The sequence below is a fragment of the Klebsiella sp. WP8-S18-ESBL-06 genome (genome assembly GCF_014169755.1).
Taxonomy (GTDB): Bacteria; Pseudomonadota; Gammaproteobacteria; order Enterobacterales; family Enterobacteriaceae; genus Kluyvera; species Kluyvera ascorbata_B.
Genome location: NZ_AP022256.1, coordinates 341,754 through 355,036 on the forward strand (window position 1 = coordinate 341,754; position 13,283 = coordinate 355,036).

The 13,283-nt window shown below is 56.7% G+C and carries 14 protein-coding genes; 11 read left to right on the forward strand and 3 right to left on the reverse strand.

Annotation, left to right across the window (positions count from 1 at the left end):
- Positions 1-55: 55 nt before the first annotated feature.
- On the forward strand, positions 56-490 hold the full coding sequence (gene pcoE / locus H7R76_RS01615; protein WP_000723069.1) for a copper resistance system metallochaperone PcoE: 435 nt from the start codon (positions 56-58) through the stop codon (positions 488-490).
- A 335-nt stretch (positions 491-825) separates the two neighbouring features.
- Here the strand turns inward: pcoE and H7R76_RS01620 are convergent, their stop codons facing one another.
- A complete protein-coding gene (locus H7R76_RS01620; RefSeq protein ID WP_182966826.1) occupies positions 826-1,692 on the reverse strand; it encodes a LysR family transcriptional regulator in 867 nt (288 codons plus the stop codon).
- A gap of 99 nt (positions 1,693-1,791) precedes the next feature.
- On the opposite strand from H7R76_RS01620, the gene H7R76_RS01625 reads away from it, so the two are divergent.
- The 9 genes from H7R76_RS01625 to H7R76_RS01665 all read left to right on the forward strand — a co-directional run bounded on the left by H7R76_RS01625 (position 1,792) and on the right by H7R76_RS01665 (position 11,401).
- Positions 1,792-2,298, forward strand: coding sequence for a phenolic acid decarboxylase (locus H7R76_RS01625; RefSeq protein WP_106925060.1), 507 nt, complete (start codon positions 1,792-1,794; stop codon positions 2,296-2,298).
- 384 nt (positions 2,299-2,682) lie between these two features.
- A complete protein-coding gene (gene arnB, locus H7R76_RS01630; RefSeq protein ID WP_106925061.1) occupies positions 2,683-3,822 on the forward strand; it encodes a UDP-4-amino-4-deoxy-L-arabinose aminotransferase in 1,140 nt (379 codons plus the stop codon).
- Between the two features lies 1 nt (position 3,823).
- Positions 3,824-4,804: an undecaprenyl-phosphate 4-deoxy-4-formamido-L-arabinose transferase gene (gene arnC / locus H7R76_RS01635; protein WP_106925062.1), complete on the forward strand. Its 981-nt coding sequence runs from the start codon at positions 3,824-3,826 to the stop codon at positions 4,802-4,804.
- Complete coding sequence (gene arnA / locus H7R76_RS01640; protein ID WP_182966828.1) at positions 4,804-6,789, forward strand: bifunctional UDP-4-amino-4-deoxy-L-arabinose formyltransferase/UDP-glucuronic acid oxidase ArnA; 1,986 nt, start codon at positions 4,804-4,806, stop codon at positions 6,787-6,789. Before arnC ends, arnA begins: the two co-directional genes overlap by 1 nt.
- Positions 6,786-7,688 (forward strand): 4-deoxy-4-formamido-L-arabinose-phosphoundecaprenol deformylase, encoded by a 903-nt coding sequence (arnD, locus tag H7R76_RS01645; RefSeq protein WP_106925064.1) that lies wholly within the window; start codon positions 6,786-6,788, stop codon positions 7,686-7,688. Before arnA ends, arnD begins: the two co-directional genes overlap by 4 nt.
- Positions 7,685-9,340 (forward strand): lipid IV(A) 4-amino-4-deoxy-L-arabinosyltransferase, encoded by a 1,656-nt coding sequence (gene arnT / locus H7R76_RS01650; RefSeq protein WP_106925065.1) that lies wholly within the window; start codon positions 7,685-7,687, stop codon positions 9,338-9,340. Before arnD ends, arnT begins: the two co-directional genes overlap by 4 nt.
- Positions 9,337-9,675 carry a 4-amino-4-deoxy-L-arabinose-phosphoundecaprenol flippase subunit ArnE gene (gene arnE / locus H7R76_RS01655; protein ID WP_106925066.1) on the forward strand — a complete coding sequence of 113 codons (339 nt, stop codon included), beginning with the start codon at positions 9,337-9,339 and terminating at the stop codon, positions 9,673-9,675. The genes arnT and arnE overlap by 4 nt, the downstream gene beginning before the upstream one ends.
- The gene (gene arnF / locus H7R76_RS01660) at positions 9,675-10,064 is read left to right on the forward strand and encodes a 4-amino-4-deoxy-L-arabinose-phosphoundecaprenol flippase subunit ArnF (RefSeq protein WP_106925067.1); all 390 of its coding nucleotides are present in this window, start codon (positions 9,675-9,677) and stop codon (positions 10,062-10,064) included. Before arnE ends, arnF begins: the two co-directional genes overlap by 1 nt.
- Positions 10,065-10,210: 146 nt before the next feature.
- On the forward strand, positions 10,211-11,401 hold the full coding sequence (locus H7R76_RS01665; RefSeq protein WP_182929879.1) for an MFS transporter: 1,191 nt from the start codon (positions 10,211-10,213) through the stop codon (positions 11,399-11,401).
- A 33-nt stretch (positions 11,402-11,434) separates the two neighbouring features.
- Here the strand turns inward: H7R76_RS01665 and H7R76_RS01670 are convergent, their stop codons facing one another.
- Positions 11,435-11,992 carry a DcrB family lipoprotein gene (locus H7R76_RS01670; protein WP_106925069.1) on the reverse strand — a complete coding sequence of 186 codons (558 nt, stop codon included), beginning with the start codon at positions 11,990-11,992 and terminating at the stop codon, positions 11,435-11,437.
- A 73-nt stretch (positions 11,993-12,065) separates the two neighbouring features.
- On the reverse strand, positions 12,066-12,731 hold the full coding sequence (locus H7R76_RS01675) for a 7-cyano-7-deazaguanine/7-aminomethyl-7-deazaguanine transporter (protein ID WP_182929880.1): 666 nt from the start codon (positions 12,729-12,731) through the stop codon (positions 12,066-12,068).
- A gap of 181 nt (positions 12,732-12,912) precedes the next feature.
- Here H7R76_RS01675 and tusA point away from each other — a divergent pair, with 181 nt between their 5' ends.
- A complete protein-coding gene (gene tusA / locus H7R76_RS01680) occupies positions 12,913-13,158 on the forward strand; it encodes a sulfurtransferase TusA (RefSeq protein WP_106925187.1) in 246 nt (81 codons plus the stop codon).
- The last annotated feature ends 125 nt before the right edge of the window (positions 13,159-13,283 follow it).

Consider the following 13,283-nt stretch of genomic DNA (forward strand, 5'->3'; position numbering starts at 1 on the left):
TTTCTCTGTTATAAGCCATTGATTGTTTGGGTATGTAAACACCGGAGACCCAACCATGAAAAAGATTCTCGTATCATTTGTTGCCATTATGGCTGCCGCTTCATCTGCCATGGCTGCAGAGACAATGAACATGCATGACCAGGTAAATAATGCACAGGCACCTGCCCACCAGATGCAGTCATCTGCTGAAAAAAGTGCAATTCAGGGAGACAGCATGACAATGATGGATATGAGCAGTCACGATCAGGCCGCAATGTCCCATGACATGATGCAAAACAGCAATTCTGCTGCCCACCAGGACATGGCTGAAATGCATAAAAAAATGATGAAAGCTAAACCCGGAGCTACCAACGAAACAGCAAAGTCATTTTCTGAAATGAGCGAGCATGAGAAGGCCGCAGCTGTACATGAGAAGGCGAATAATGGTCAGTCTTCCGTTGTTCACCAGCAGCAGGCTGATAAGCATCGCAGTCAGATCACCCAGAATTAACCCGCAGCTCCACTTGTTAGACCCTCATTTGACGCCGAAGTCACTGGCTTACGCTCCCGTCCGGGAGCGTTTTTTTTTCCCATATATCAAACTTTAACTCTGAAGAGGTGGAAGTATCTGACCAACACTGTCACGTAACGCCAGATAACTACAAAAACACCTTTTTCCTCCTGTAAATTGCAGTTCTTGCAAGAACATCAAGGCATAATGTTGGAACAGCGTGTGATACACACTTAGCATCATGTTTTGTATGTGTTTTTTTTAAAACTTTACAACTTTAAAGTCTTTTTCAGGTTAAAGGATACAACTTTAATGTCTCTACACAGCCGAATAAACTACTTCTCCTGCTGGTTAAACAGCGCCAGCAGCGTTTCCACCTGTTCGTCGAGCGGCGCTAAATCGCGTTTGACGATCAGGTGCAGCGGCGTCGCGCGACGCCCGCCGTGGCTGAGCGGCAGCGGTTTTAATAGCCCCTGCGCCAGCGCCGTCTGAATTCGCTCTTCCGGCAGCCAGCCGTACCCTACCTGATACATCACGGCGTCAATCGCCGCGTCAATCGTCGAGAAGGTCCATGCATCGCGCGTGTCCTGGCGGCTGCCGTCGCTATCGGCCATACGGATGAGCGGCCACGGGCGCAGCTGCTCTTCGCTCAGTGGCCCTTCCTGCTGGGCGAGGGGGTGATCGCGGTGGGCGACCGCGATAAAGTCAATATTCATTAGCCACTCGCCGCGCCCGGTTATGTCCTGATGGCGGGTGAGGACCATGACATCGGCCTCGGTCAGTACGAGGTCGCTATCGCCGGCGTTCTCCAGCACTTCAGTCAGGCGGACCTGGGTTTGCGGATAGCGTTGCTGGAACTGGCGCAGGATGGCGAACAGCCGCTCGCGGGGAAAAATACTGTCGACCACCAGATCCAGCCGGGTGCGCATCCCGTCGCGCAGCGTTAAGGCGCGGCTTTCTACCCAGGCGAAAGCCTTAAGCAGCGGCTTCACCTGGCCCAGCAGCAGTTCACCTGCCGGGGTAAGCACCGCGCGACGCCCCTCAGGCACCAGCAGCGCCACGCCGAGGCGCTCTTGCAGTAGCGACAGGTTGTAGCTGACCGAGGACTGGCTACGATGCGTTTCTTCAGCTGCTCGCGCAAAGCTCCCCAGTTCAACTACCTTTTCAAGTATTGCCCACTGTTCAAGGGTCGTTTTATGCATAATTGATTTAAAATTTAGATGAATTTAATCCAAAGATAGCGTTATTCATTTATTTTTTAAAGCAATATGATCTCTGCATCGAAACAAGGAGATTTAAAGATGAGCAACTTTGATAAACATGATTTGAGCGGCTTCGTTGGCAAACATCTGGTCTACACCTATGACAACGGCTGGAACTACGAAATTTACGTGAAAAACGAGCAGACCCTTGATTACCGCATCCATAGCGGCCTCGTGGCGAACCGTTGGGTGAAAGATCAGCGCGCCTACATCGTCCGCGTGGCCGAGAGCGTCTACAAAATTTCCTGGACCGAACCGACCGGGACGGACGTTAGCCTGATTGCGAACCTCGGCGACAAACTGTTCCATGGAACCATCTTCTTCCCGCGCTGGGTGATGAATAATCCGGAAAAAACCGTCTGCTTCCAGAACGACCACATCCCGCTGATGAACGCGTATCGTGATGAAGGCCCAGCGTATCCAACTGAAGTCATTGACGAATTTGCGACAATTACCTTCATTCGCGACTGTGGCGCAAATAATGATAGCGTGATCGACCGTGCGGCCAGCGAATTGCCAAAAGATTTCCCGGCAAATTTACGTTGAGTATTAATACGGTCACAACACCGTGTTTATTACACTAATATGCAACGAACGTTAAATCGTCGAGAGTATAAAGCCCTTGTTTAACGTGTGTTGAATCATGTGAGCAAACGCCCAGTTACGATGTAATCTGGGCGTTTTTTTACATTAAATCCGTGTCTGGATATATCCTCATAAACTATTGATTTCGTTTACCAATCATTTATTGCGTCCGCCGCTGTTACTTTCTTAATCTTATCCTAAGATAACATTGGTACTTTTACCGCCATCAAATGTTGTCGGTTTGAATATCACGTTTATCTATTCCTGTTTTAAACAAAAACAACGCTCGAATCATTTATTGATGAGGCAGGTTTGCTCATTTGAGTAATAGGGTAAGGAACATTCATGAGTGATTTTCTGCCGTTTTCCCGCCCTTCGATGGGCGAGGCGGAGTTCGCGGCGCTCAAGGAAGTGCTGCAATCCGGTTGGATCACCACCGGGCCCAAAAACCAGGCGCTGGAAGAGGCGTTCTGTGCGCTAACGGGTAACCGTTTTGCTATCGCCGTCAGCTCGGCAACCGGCGGTATGCACGTCACGCTCATGGCGCTGGGCATTGGCCCCGGCGATGAAGTCATCACCCCCTCCCAGACCTGGGTTTCTACGCTGAATATGATTGTCCTGCTGGGGGCGACCCCGGTGATGATCGATGTCGATCGTGACAACCTGATGGTGACCCCAGAGGCTATCGAAGCCGCCATTACGCCGCGTACCAAAGCCATTATCCCTGTGCACTACGCGGGCGCACCGGCCGATATCGACGGTATTCGTGCGGTTGCTGAACGTCACGGCATTCCGGTGATTGAAGACGCGGCGCACGCGGCGGGTACGTACTATAAAGGGCAGCATATCGGTGCACAGGGAACGGCGATTTTCTCCTTCCATGCCATCAAGAACATGACCTGTGCCGAGGGGGGGCTTATCGTCACCGACGACGAGCCGCTGGCGAACCGCATTCGCAGCCTGAAATTTCACGGCCTGGGCGTTGACGCCTACGATCGCCAGACCCACGGCCGCGCGCCGCAGGCAGAGGTGATAAGCCCCGGCTTCAAATATAACCTCGCCGACATTAACGCCGCGCTGGCGCTGGTGCAGCTAGGTAAGCTGGGCCAGGCCAACCAGCGCCGCAGCGAGATTGCTCAGCGCTACGTGCGTGAGCTGGCAGATACCCCGTTCCAGCCGCTGGCCGTGCCGAGCTGGCCGCATCTGCATGCCTGGCATCTGTTTATCATCCGCGTTGACGAACAGCGCTGCGGCATCAGCCGCGATGCGCTGATGGAACAGCTTAAGGCCCAGGGCATAGGCACCGGGCTGCATTTCCGCGCTGCCCATACGCAGAAATACTATCGCGAGCGTTTCCCTGAGGTGTCATTGCCGAATACCGAATGGAACAGCGCGCGCATTTGTTCACTCCCTCTTTTCCCGGATATGACCGATGACGACACAACGCGCGTTATTACGGCGCTCCGTCAGTTAGCGGAGCGCTAATATGTTTGAGTACCCATTAGTCAAAAAAGTCTCGGTAGTGATACCGGTCTACAACGAGCAGGACAGCCTGCCCGAGCTTATCCGTCGCACCGATGCGGCCTGCGCAACCTTAAACCGCGACTATGAAATTCTGCTGGTCGACGATGGCAGCAGCGATGACTCCGCGCGCATGCTGGTTGAGGCTGCAGAGGCGCCGGAAAGCCATATTGTGGCGGTGCTGCTTAACCGTAACTACGGCCAACACTCGGCGATTATGGCGGGCTTCAGCCACGTCACCGGCGACCTGATTATTACCCTGGATGCCGACCTGCAAAATCCACCGGAAGAGATCCCGCGGCTGGTGGAAAAAGCAGACGAAGGCTACGACGTTGTCGGCACCGTACGGCAGAATCGCCAGGACAGCATCTTCCGCAAAACCGCATCGAAGATGATTAACCGCCTGATTCAACGCACCACCGGCAAAGCGATGGGCGACTACGGTTGCATGCTGCGCGCCTATCGTCGGCATATTGTCGATGCCATGCTCAACTGCCACGAGCGCAGCACCTTTATTCCAATCCTGGCGAATACCTTCGCCCGCCGCGCCGTGGAGATCCCGGTGCTGCACGCCGAGCGCGAGTTCGGTGACTCAAAATACAGCTTTATGCGCCTGATTAACCTGATGTACGACCTGGTGACCTGTTTAACCACCACGCCGCTGCGTCTGTTAAGCGTGGTCGGCAGCGTTATCGCCGTACTCGGTTTTGCCTTCTCCATTCTGTTAGTGGTCCTGCGTCTGGCGCTGGGTCCGGAATGGGCGGGCGACGGTGTGTTCATGCTGTTCGCTATTCTGTTCATGTTTATCGGTGCCCAGTTTATCGGTATGGGCCTGCTCGGGGAGTATATCGGCCGCATTTACAACGACGTGCGTGCCCGTCCCCGTTACTTTATTCAACGTGTTGTACGCCAGGAAAGCCTGGTTTCTGAAGAGGAAAATCGTTAATGAAAGCTGTTGTATTTGCCTATCACGACATGGGTTGCACTGGTATTCAGGCACTGCTGGACGCCGGATACGACATCGAGGCGATCTTTACTCATCCGGACAACGCCGGTGAAAACAACTTCTTTGGCTCTGTAGCCCGTCTGGCGGCCGAGCAGGGAATCACCGTTTATGCGCCGGAAGACGTTAACCATCCGCTGTGGGTGGACCGTATCCGTGCGATGGCACCTGAAGTGATTTTCTCCTTCTACTACCGCAACCTGCTCAGCGACGAAATCCTGAATCTGGCACCAAAAGGCGCATTCAACCTGCACGGTTCGCTGCTGCCGAAATATCGTGGCCGCGCGCCGCTGAACTGGGTACTGGTGAACGGCGAGAAAGAGACGGGCGTTACGCTGCATCGCATGACCCACCGCGCCGACGCAGGCGATATCGTGGCTCAGCAGAGCGTGGCGATTGCCGATTCCGACGTGGCGCTGACGCTGCACCGCAAGCTGTGCGCGGCGTCGCAGACGCTGCTCGGCGATGCGCTGGCGAAAATTCGCAGCGGCCAGGTCGATGCACGTGCGCAGGATGACTCACAGGCGACCTACGTTGGGCGCCGTACTCCGGAAGATGGCCGCCTGGAATGGGAAAAACCGGCGCAGACGCTGCATAACCTGGTCCGCGCGGTGAGCGATCCGTGGCCGGGCGCGTTTGGTTTTGTCGGCACCAATAAATTTATCGTCTGGAAATCACGCGTGCGCACCGACATGCCGGCGGCGAAGCCGGGTACCGTGCTGTCGGTCTCTCCGCTGGTGATTGCCTGCGGTGAAGGCGCGCTGGAAATCGTTACCGGTCAAAGCGCCAACGGCGTTTACATGCAGGGCGCACAGCTGGCACCTGCGCTGGGCCTGGTGGCGGGCGCACTGCTCTCCAGCCGTCCGTTCACGGCCGTGAAGCGCCGTACCCGCGTACTGATCCTCGGCGTTAACGGGTTTATCGGTAACCACCTCACCGAGCGTCTGCTGGCGGACGACAACTACGAAATCTACGGTCTGGATATTGGCTCTGACGCCATCAGCCGCTTCCTCGACTGCCCGCGTTTCCACTTTGTGGAAGGTGATATCAGCATTCACTCAGAATGGATTGAGTATCACATTAAGAAATGCGACGTGGTGCTGCCGCTGGTTGCGATCGCCACGCCGATTGAGTACACCCGTAACCCGCTGCGCGTGTTCGAGCTGGACTTCGAAGAGAACCTGAAGATTATTCGCGACTGCGTGAAGTACAACAAACGCATCATCTTCCCGTCGACTTCCGAAGTGTACGGCATGTGTACGGATGCCAACTTTGATGAAGATACTTCCAACCTGGTGGTCGGTCCTATCAACAAACAGCGCTGGATCTACTCGGTTTCCAAACAGCTTCTGGACCGCGTTATTTGGGCCTATGGCGACAAAACGGGCCTCAAGTTTACGCTGTTCCGTCCGTTTAACTGGATGGGGCCGCGCCTTGATAACCTGAACGCTGCGCGTATCGGTAGCTCTCGTGCTATCACTCAGCTGATTCTTAACCTGGTAGAAGGTTCGCCGATCAAGCTGATCGAAGGCGGCAAGCAGAAGCGCTGCTTCACTGACATCAGCGACGGCATCGAAGCGCTGTTCCGCATTATTGAAAACAAAGACGGTCGCTGCGATGGGCAGATCATCAACATTGGTAACCCGGACAACGAAGCGAGCATCAAAGAGCTGGCCGAAATGCTGCTCGACTGCTTCGAACGTCACCCGCTGCGCGACCGCTTCCCGCCGTTTGCTGGCTTCCGTGAAGTGGAAAGCAGCGACTACTATGGCAAAGGTTACCAGGACGTTGAGCACCGTAAGCCGAGCATTCGCAACGCTAAACGCTACCTCGACTGGCAGCCGACGGTAGAGATGCAGCAAACGGTAGAAGAGACGCTGGACTTCTTCCTGCGCACAGTTGAACTGACGGACGAAAAACCATCATGAAAAAAGTAGGTTTGCGCGTTGATGTCGACACCTTTCGCGGAACGCGCGAAGGCGTGCCACGGCTGATGGCGGTGCTCAAAAAGCACCGCGTGCAGGCCAGCTTTTTCTTCAGCGTCGGGCCGGACAACATGGGGCGCCACTTGTGGCGCCTGGTAAAACCGAAGTTCTTGTGGAAGATGCTGCGCTCGCGCGCAGCATCGCTGTATGGCTGGGATATTCTGCTGGCCGGAACGGCGTGGCCAGGGCGGCGCATTGGTTCGGCTAACGCGGAGATCATCCGCAGCGTCGCGCAGGCGCATGAGGTCGGCCTGCATGCCTGGGATCACCACCGCTGGCAGCAGTGGAGCGGCATGTGGAATGAACAGCAGCTGGTGGATGAAATCGGCCGTGGGCTGAGCGAGCTGGAGGCCATTCTTGGCCGCCCGGTCTCCTGTTCGGCTGTTGCAGGCTGGCGCGCCGACCAGCGCGTGGTGAAAGCGAAAGAGTCGTTCGATTTTCTCTACAACAGCGACTGTCGCGGCACGCAGCCGTTCCTTCCTCAGCTCAGCAACGGCGATCTGGCTACCGTGCAGATCCCCGTTACGCTGCCCACTTGGGACGAAGTTGTCGGTAGCGTGGTGAGCGCAGAAGGTTTTAACCGCTGGCTGCTGGAACAAATTCGCAAGGACACGGGGACGCCGGTTTACACCATCCACGCTGAAGTGGAAGGCGGCGCCTACGCCGAGCAGTTTGACTATCTGCTGACCCTTGCGGCGCAGCAGGAAATTCGTTTTTGCCCGCTGGGCCAGCTTCTCCCGGATGACTTCCGTCAGCTGCCGGTCGGGAAGGTGGTGCGCGGAGAAATCGCCGGTCGTGAAGGCTGGCTGGGCTGCCAACAACTGATGAGCTCTGATGTATGAAATCCCTTCGCTACGGTATTTCGTTAGCCGCACTGTTTGTTCTGTACTATCTGGTTCCGCTTAACTTCCGGCTGCTGTGGCAGCCGGACGAAACCCGCTATGCGGAAATCAGCCGCGAAATGCTGGCAACCGGCGATTGGGTGGTGCCGCACTTCCTGGGGCTGCGCTATTTTGAAAAGCCTATTGCCGGTTATTGGATTAACAGCATTGGCCAGTGGCTTTTCGGCCACAATAACTTTGCCGTGCGCTTTGGCGCCGTGTTTTCCATTACCGTCTCGGCGCTGCTGGTTGCCTGGCTGGCGTGGAAAATCTGGCAGGACAAAAAGGTGGCCGTGCTCTCGGGCGCGATCTTCCTGACCGCTTTCCTGGTTTACGGCATTGGCACTTACGCGGTGCTCGATCCGATGATCACCCTGTGGATGACGCTGGCGATGTGCAGCTTCTGGCTGGCCGCGCAGGCGAAAACCACCGCTGAACGCGCCTGGGGCTACGTGCTGCTGGGTATCGCCTGCGGCATGGGCGTGATGACCAAAGGTTTTCTGGCGCTGGCGGTGCCGGTGATTGGCGTACTGCCGTGGGTTATTGTGCAAAAGCGCTGGCGGGAAGTGCTGGTCTGGGGCTGGCTGTCGGTGCTGGTGTGTGTGCTGACGGTGCTGCCGTGGGGGCTGGCGATCGCTGCGCGCGAGGGCGACTTCTGGCGCTACTTCTTCTGGGTTGAGCATATTCAACGCTTCGCCCAGAGTGACGCGCAGCATAAAGCGCCGTTCTGGTACTACCTGCCGTTCCTGGTGGCTGGCAGCCTGCCGTGGCTGGCGCTGTTGCCCGGCGCGTTCAAGCGCGGCTGGCAAGAACGAGAAGGCCTGCGAGGGGCATTTTATCTGCTGGGTTGGGTGGTGATGCCGTTCCTGTTCTTTAGCATCGCCAAAGGTAAGCTGCCGACTTATATCCTGCCGTGCTTCGCGCCGCTGGCGATACTGATGGCGCGCTATGCGGTCGATGCCGCCAAAGTCGGCTCTCGGGCGCTGCGAATCAACGGGATCATCAACATCGTCTTTGGCGTGGTTGGCCTGGTGGCGGTGGCGGTCGTGTCGCCATGGGGGCCGATGAAACACCCGGTCTGGATGCAGATAGAGCTGTACAAATGCGTGCTGGCGGCGGTGGCGTTCTTCTTCTGGGCGCTGATGGGCTGGCTGTCTATCAAGCACGATGCACGTCGCTGGACGCTGGCTGCGCTGTGCCCGCTGGCGCTGGCGCTGCTGGTCGGCATGGCGATACCCGATCGCGTCACCGACAGCAAACAGCCGCAGTTCCTGGTCGATATCGTCAACGAGTCGCTGGCACCGAGCCGCTACGTGCTGAGCAACAGCGTCGGCGTGGCCGCGGGGCTGGCCTGGGAGCTGAAGCGTAGCGACGTGATACTGTACGGTCAGCAGGGTGAGCTGAAGTATGGTCTTTCTTATCCTGACGCGAAGGGCAGCTTTGTCTCGTATGAAGCGTTCCCGCAGTGGCTGGCGGCACATCGCCAGGAAGGGCCGATCTCACTGGTATTGCTGCTGTCTCGTGACGTACAGTTAGCGGAACTGCCGCTGCCAAAACCGGATGAGGTATATGCCATGGGTCGCACCGTCTTTATTCAGTATCGTCCGCAATGATCACGTGGGCCTGCCTGCTGCTCGCCAGCCTGCTAAGCTGCGGCGGGCAGCTGTGCCAGAAACAGGCGACCCGTCCTGCCCCTCAAGGGCAGCGCGGGAGGCATCTGCTGATCTGGCTTGGCCTGGCGCTGGCGATGCTCGGTCTGGGGATGCTGCTGTGGCTGCTGGTGCTACAGCAAATTCCGGTCAGCGTGGCTTATCCGATGCTCAGCCTTAACTTTGTCTGGGTCACGCTGGCGGCCCGCGCTATCTGGCACGAGCCGGTGAGCCGCCGTCACTGGGCGGGAGTCACGTTGATTATCGTTGGCATTATGTTACTGGGGAGCAGCGCCTGATGGGGCTTATCTGGGCGTTAATGAGCGTGGCGCTGGTCAGCGCCGCCCAGCTGACGTTACGCGCGGCAATGACAACGCTGCCGTCGGCGGAGCAGCCGCTGCTGCTGTTGGGTCATCTTTTGCATTTTGAATCGGGGACGCTGGGGCTCTTCCTGGGGCTGCTGGGTTATGTCGCCTCGATGGCTTGCTGGTACTTCGCCCTCAAGCGCCTGCCGCTGGCAAAAGCCTATGCGCTGCTCAGCCTTAGCTATATGGTGGTGTGGCTGGCCGCAATTCTGCTGCCGGGCTGGCATGAGCCTTTTTCGTGGCGAGGCCTGCTGGGCGTTGTCGTGATTATCGCTGGCGTGCTCACTATCTTCTGGCCAAACAAACCCTCTCATACCGCATAAGCCGGATAAGGCGATGTCGCCATCCGGCAATTTGCGCCATTCTGCCTGATGGCGCTGCGCCTATCAGGCCGTGCATCCTATAAGCCTCGCCCCGGCGACAAAATATGCAATAATGCCATTTTTGTTGCGTCTATAAGGGATTAGCCATGCCTGTGGCCGACGCGGAGGAGCAGCTAAGCGGTCTGCGCCTCAATCTGCGTATTGTCTCCGTCGTTATATTCAACTTTGCCAGCTATCTCACCATCGGCCTGCCGTTGGCGGTGCTGCCAGGCTATGTCCATGATGTTATGGGGTTTAGCGCCTTCTGGGCCGGGTTGGTCATTAGCCTGCAATATTTTGCTACGCTGCTCAGCCGCCCCCATGCCGGGCGCTATGCTGACCAGTTGGGGCCGAAAAAAATCGTCGTTTTTGGTTTATGCGGCTGCTTTCTCAGTGGACTGAGCTACCTGCTGGCGGCATTCGGCGGCGGCTGGCCGCTGCTCAGCCTTGTCCTGCTGTGCGTGGGGCGCGTCATTTTGGGGATTGGCCAGAGCTTTGCCGGCACCGGATCCACGCTGTGGGGCGTTGGCGTGGTGGGTTCGCCGCACATCGGGCGAGTGATTTCGTGGAACGGCATTGTTACCTACGGTGCAATGGCGATGGGCGCGCCGCTCGGCGTTCTGTGCTACCGCTACATCGGCCTGCATGGGCTGGCGCTGGCGATTATGGCGGTCGCCGCCGTGGCAATTCTGGCGGCGCTGCCCCGTGATGAAGTTAAGGCGAAAAAGGGCAAAGCCATGTCCTTTCGCGCGGTGTTGGGTCGCGTCTGGCCCTACGGCATGGCGCTGGCGCTGGCCTCTGCAGGGTTTGGCGTGATCGCGACCTTTATCACGCTGTTCTACGACGCTAAAGGCTGGGACGGCGCTGCCTTTGCGCTTACTTTGTTCAGCTGCGCCTTCGTGGGCACGCGGCTGTTGTTCCCTAACGGCATCAACCGGCTTGGTGGCCTGAACGTGGCGATGATCTGCTTTGCCGTGGAGGTTGCTGGCCTACTGCTGGTTGGTGTTGCGGCGACGCCGCTGATGGCCAAGCTGGGCACTTTCCTTGCCGGGGCTGGCTTCTCGTTGGTGTTTCCCGCGCTGGGCGTGGTGGCGGTCAAGGCGGTGCCGCAGCAGAATCAGGGGGCGGCGTTGGCGACGTATACCGTGTTTATGGATTTATCATTGGGCATTACCGGGCCGCTGGCCGGGCTGATGATGGCGTGGATGGGGGTATCGACAATCTATCTGGCTGCCGCAGGGCTGGTGGCGGTGGCGCTGCTGCTTGGATGGCGGCTAAAAAAACGGCCTCTGGCGTAGGTTCGCAAGAGGCCGCATTGGCATCAGACTGGCTTAGTTGATAACCAGCGTATTGATGATTTTCTCAGCATCGGCCTGCGCCTGCTGCTGGTTGTCCGCCGGCAGCGTAACCTGCAGGGTCAGCAGTTTGTTGTCAATTTTGCCCAGAACAATGGAAGAATAGGCGGTTTGCCCTTTGGCAGAGATGATGCTGTCCAACTGCTGTAGGGTATGACCTTTCAGCTCGATGGATTTGTTGGTCACCACCTGCAGCTGCGGGTCGCGGCTGCGCTGCTGTTCTTCCAGGCGGTTTGCCAGGACCGACAGCTCTTCATTGGCGCTATCACCGATGATAACGATGACCGCTTTTTGGCCGGTGGCGTCAGAGTAAACGTGCATGTTGTTGCTCTGGGTACCCAGCTTACCGCTTTGGTCGGTCATCCCGGCTGGCAGCGTGAAGCTCAGCTTGCCGTCGAGCAGGTTAATCGACTGGCCCGCGGCATCGCTTGCCGCAGCTGAACCCTGGGCTGGGGCGTTGGTATCGCTGTTGTCGCAGGCAGCAAGCCCCATCACCAGCAGGCCAATACCAGCATATTTCACCAATTTGCGCATTGACTTCTTCCTTTCGATAAATAGCCATGAACGGCTCTTGCGCCTATCTTAACACAACCCGTCAGATGAACCCTTAACCTGGCTGCATTGCCGACAAATCAGATTTATCTGCCAGCTTTTTCAATAGCATATTCAGCAGTACGCCATACATCGGCAGGAAGAAAACAATGCTGATAAGTACTTTAAAGCTGTAGTCGACGAGGGCGATTTCAACCCAGTGATCGGCCATGAACGGGTCGGTACTGCGCCAGAACGCGATGAAGAAGAAGGCCAGCGTGTCGCTGATGTTGCCGAACAGCGTCGAGGCCGTCGGCGCAAGCCACCATCGGCGGTTCTGGCGCAGGCGATTAAACACGTGAACGTCGAGGATCTGCCCCAGCGCGTAGGCCATAAAGCTCGCGGCGGCAATACGAGCGACGAACAGGTTGAAGTGCGCCAGTGCGCCAAAGCCCTGCCATTCGCCCATGTAGAACAGCGATGAAATGACGTATGAGATCATCAACGCCGGGATCATCACCGCAAACACGATGCGTCGCGCGAGCGGCGCGCCAAAAATGCGCACGGTCAGATCGGTGGCGAGGAAGATAAACGGGAAGCTAAATGCGCCCCAGGTGGTGTGGAAGCCGAAAATGCTGACCGGCAGCTGCACCAGATAGTTACTGGAGGTGATCACCAGCAGATGAAATAGCGATAGCCAGACCAGCGCGTGACGGCGCTGTGTCGCGGTAAAGAGAGTCATATTGTACCTTTTTAGCGGTGGGGTGAGGGAACCCAATAATCTGCAAACCTATTGCAGGGCCGGAATGATACTGCTTTCGTGCGTCATTGCAATGGTTGTTTTTCGCGCAATCGTTAACCTGGTTGCTTCATCACGCGGTCAGCGTAAACTAAGCGCGTTTTTTGATAATGACGAGAAGATAATGACCGATTTGTTCTCCAGCCCCGACCACACCCTGGACGCGCAAGGGCTGCGCTGTCCCGAGCCGGTAATGATGGTGCGTAAAACCGTGCGCACGATGCCGGTGGGCGAAACGCTGCTGATTATCGCTGACGATCCCGCCACGACGCGCGATATTCCGGGCTTTTGTCGCTTTATGGAACATGAGCTGATTGCCCAGCAGATCGACGCGCTGCCGTACCGTTATCTGTTACGCAAAAGCCACTAATTACCGCCGTCTCGACAGCTTAACAAGCTTGAGCTGTCTCTCACTTTTCATGTTTACCCTGTAAAGCTGCTAGTAAACTTATTGATGTGAATCGCATAATTTTGCCTCATTCCCCTTTGGGCACA

Excerpts from the sequence above, each read along its gene's own strand:
- arnA (WP_182966828.1), top strand. The coding sequence starts at position 4,804 with ATGAAAGCTGTTGTATTTGCCTATCACGACATGGGTTGCACTGGTATT.
- H7R76_RS01675 (WP_182929880.1), bottom strand. The coding sequence starts at position 12,731 with ATGACTCTCTTTACCGCGACACAGCGCCGTCACGCGCTGGTCTGGCTA.
- pcoE (WP_000723069.1), top strand. The coding sequence starts at position 56 with ATGAAAAAGATTCTCGTATCATTTGTTGCCATTATGGCTGCCGCTTCA.
- arnT (WP_106925065.1), top strand. The coding sequence starts at position 7,685 with ATGAAATCCCTTCGCTACGGTATTTCGTTAGCCGCACTGTTTGTTCTG.
- H7R76_RS01620 (WP_182966826.1), bottom strand. The coding sequence starts at position 1,692 with ATGCATAAAACGACCCTTGAACAGTGGGCAATACTTGAAAAGGTAGTT.
- arnE (WP_106925066.1), top strand. The coding sequence starts at position 9,337 with ATGATCACGTGGGCCTGCCTGCTGCTCGCCAGCCTGCTAAGCTGCGGC.
- arnD (WP_106925064.1), top strand. The coding sequence starts at position 6,786 with ATGAAAAAAGTAGGTTTGCGCGTTGATGTCGACACCTTTCGCGGAACG.
- H7R76_RS01670 (WP_106925069.1), bottom strand. The coding sequence starts at position 11,992 with ATGCGCAAATTGGTGAAATATGCTGGTATTGGCCTGCTGGTGATGGGG.
- H7R76_RS01665 (WP_182929879.1), top strand. The coding sequence starts at position 10,211 with ATGCCTGTGGCCGACGCGGAGGAGCAGCTAAGCGGTCTGCGCCTCAAT.
- arnB (WP_106925061.1), top strand. The coding sequence starts at position 2,683 with ATGAGTGATTTTCTGCCGTTTTCCCGCCCTTCGATGGGCGAGGCGGAG.
- tusA (WP_106925187.1), top strand. The coding sequence starts at position 12,913 with ATGACCGATTTGTTCTCCAGCCCCGACCACACCCTGGACGCGCAAGGG.
- arnF (WP_106925067.1), top strand. The coding sequence starts at position 9,675 with ATGGGGCTTATCTGGGCGTTAATGAGCGTGGCGCTGGTCAGCGCCGCC.
- arnC (WP_106925062.1), top strand. The coding sequence starts at position 3,824 with ATGTTTGAGTACCCATTAGTCAAAAAAGTCTCGGTAGTGATACCGGTC.
- H7R76_RS01625 (WP_106925060.1), top strand. The coding sequence starts at position 1,792 with ATGAGCAACTTTGATAAACATGATTTGAGCGGCTTCGTTGGCAAACAT.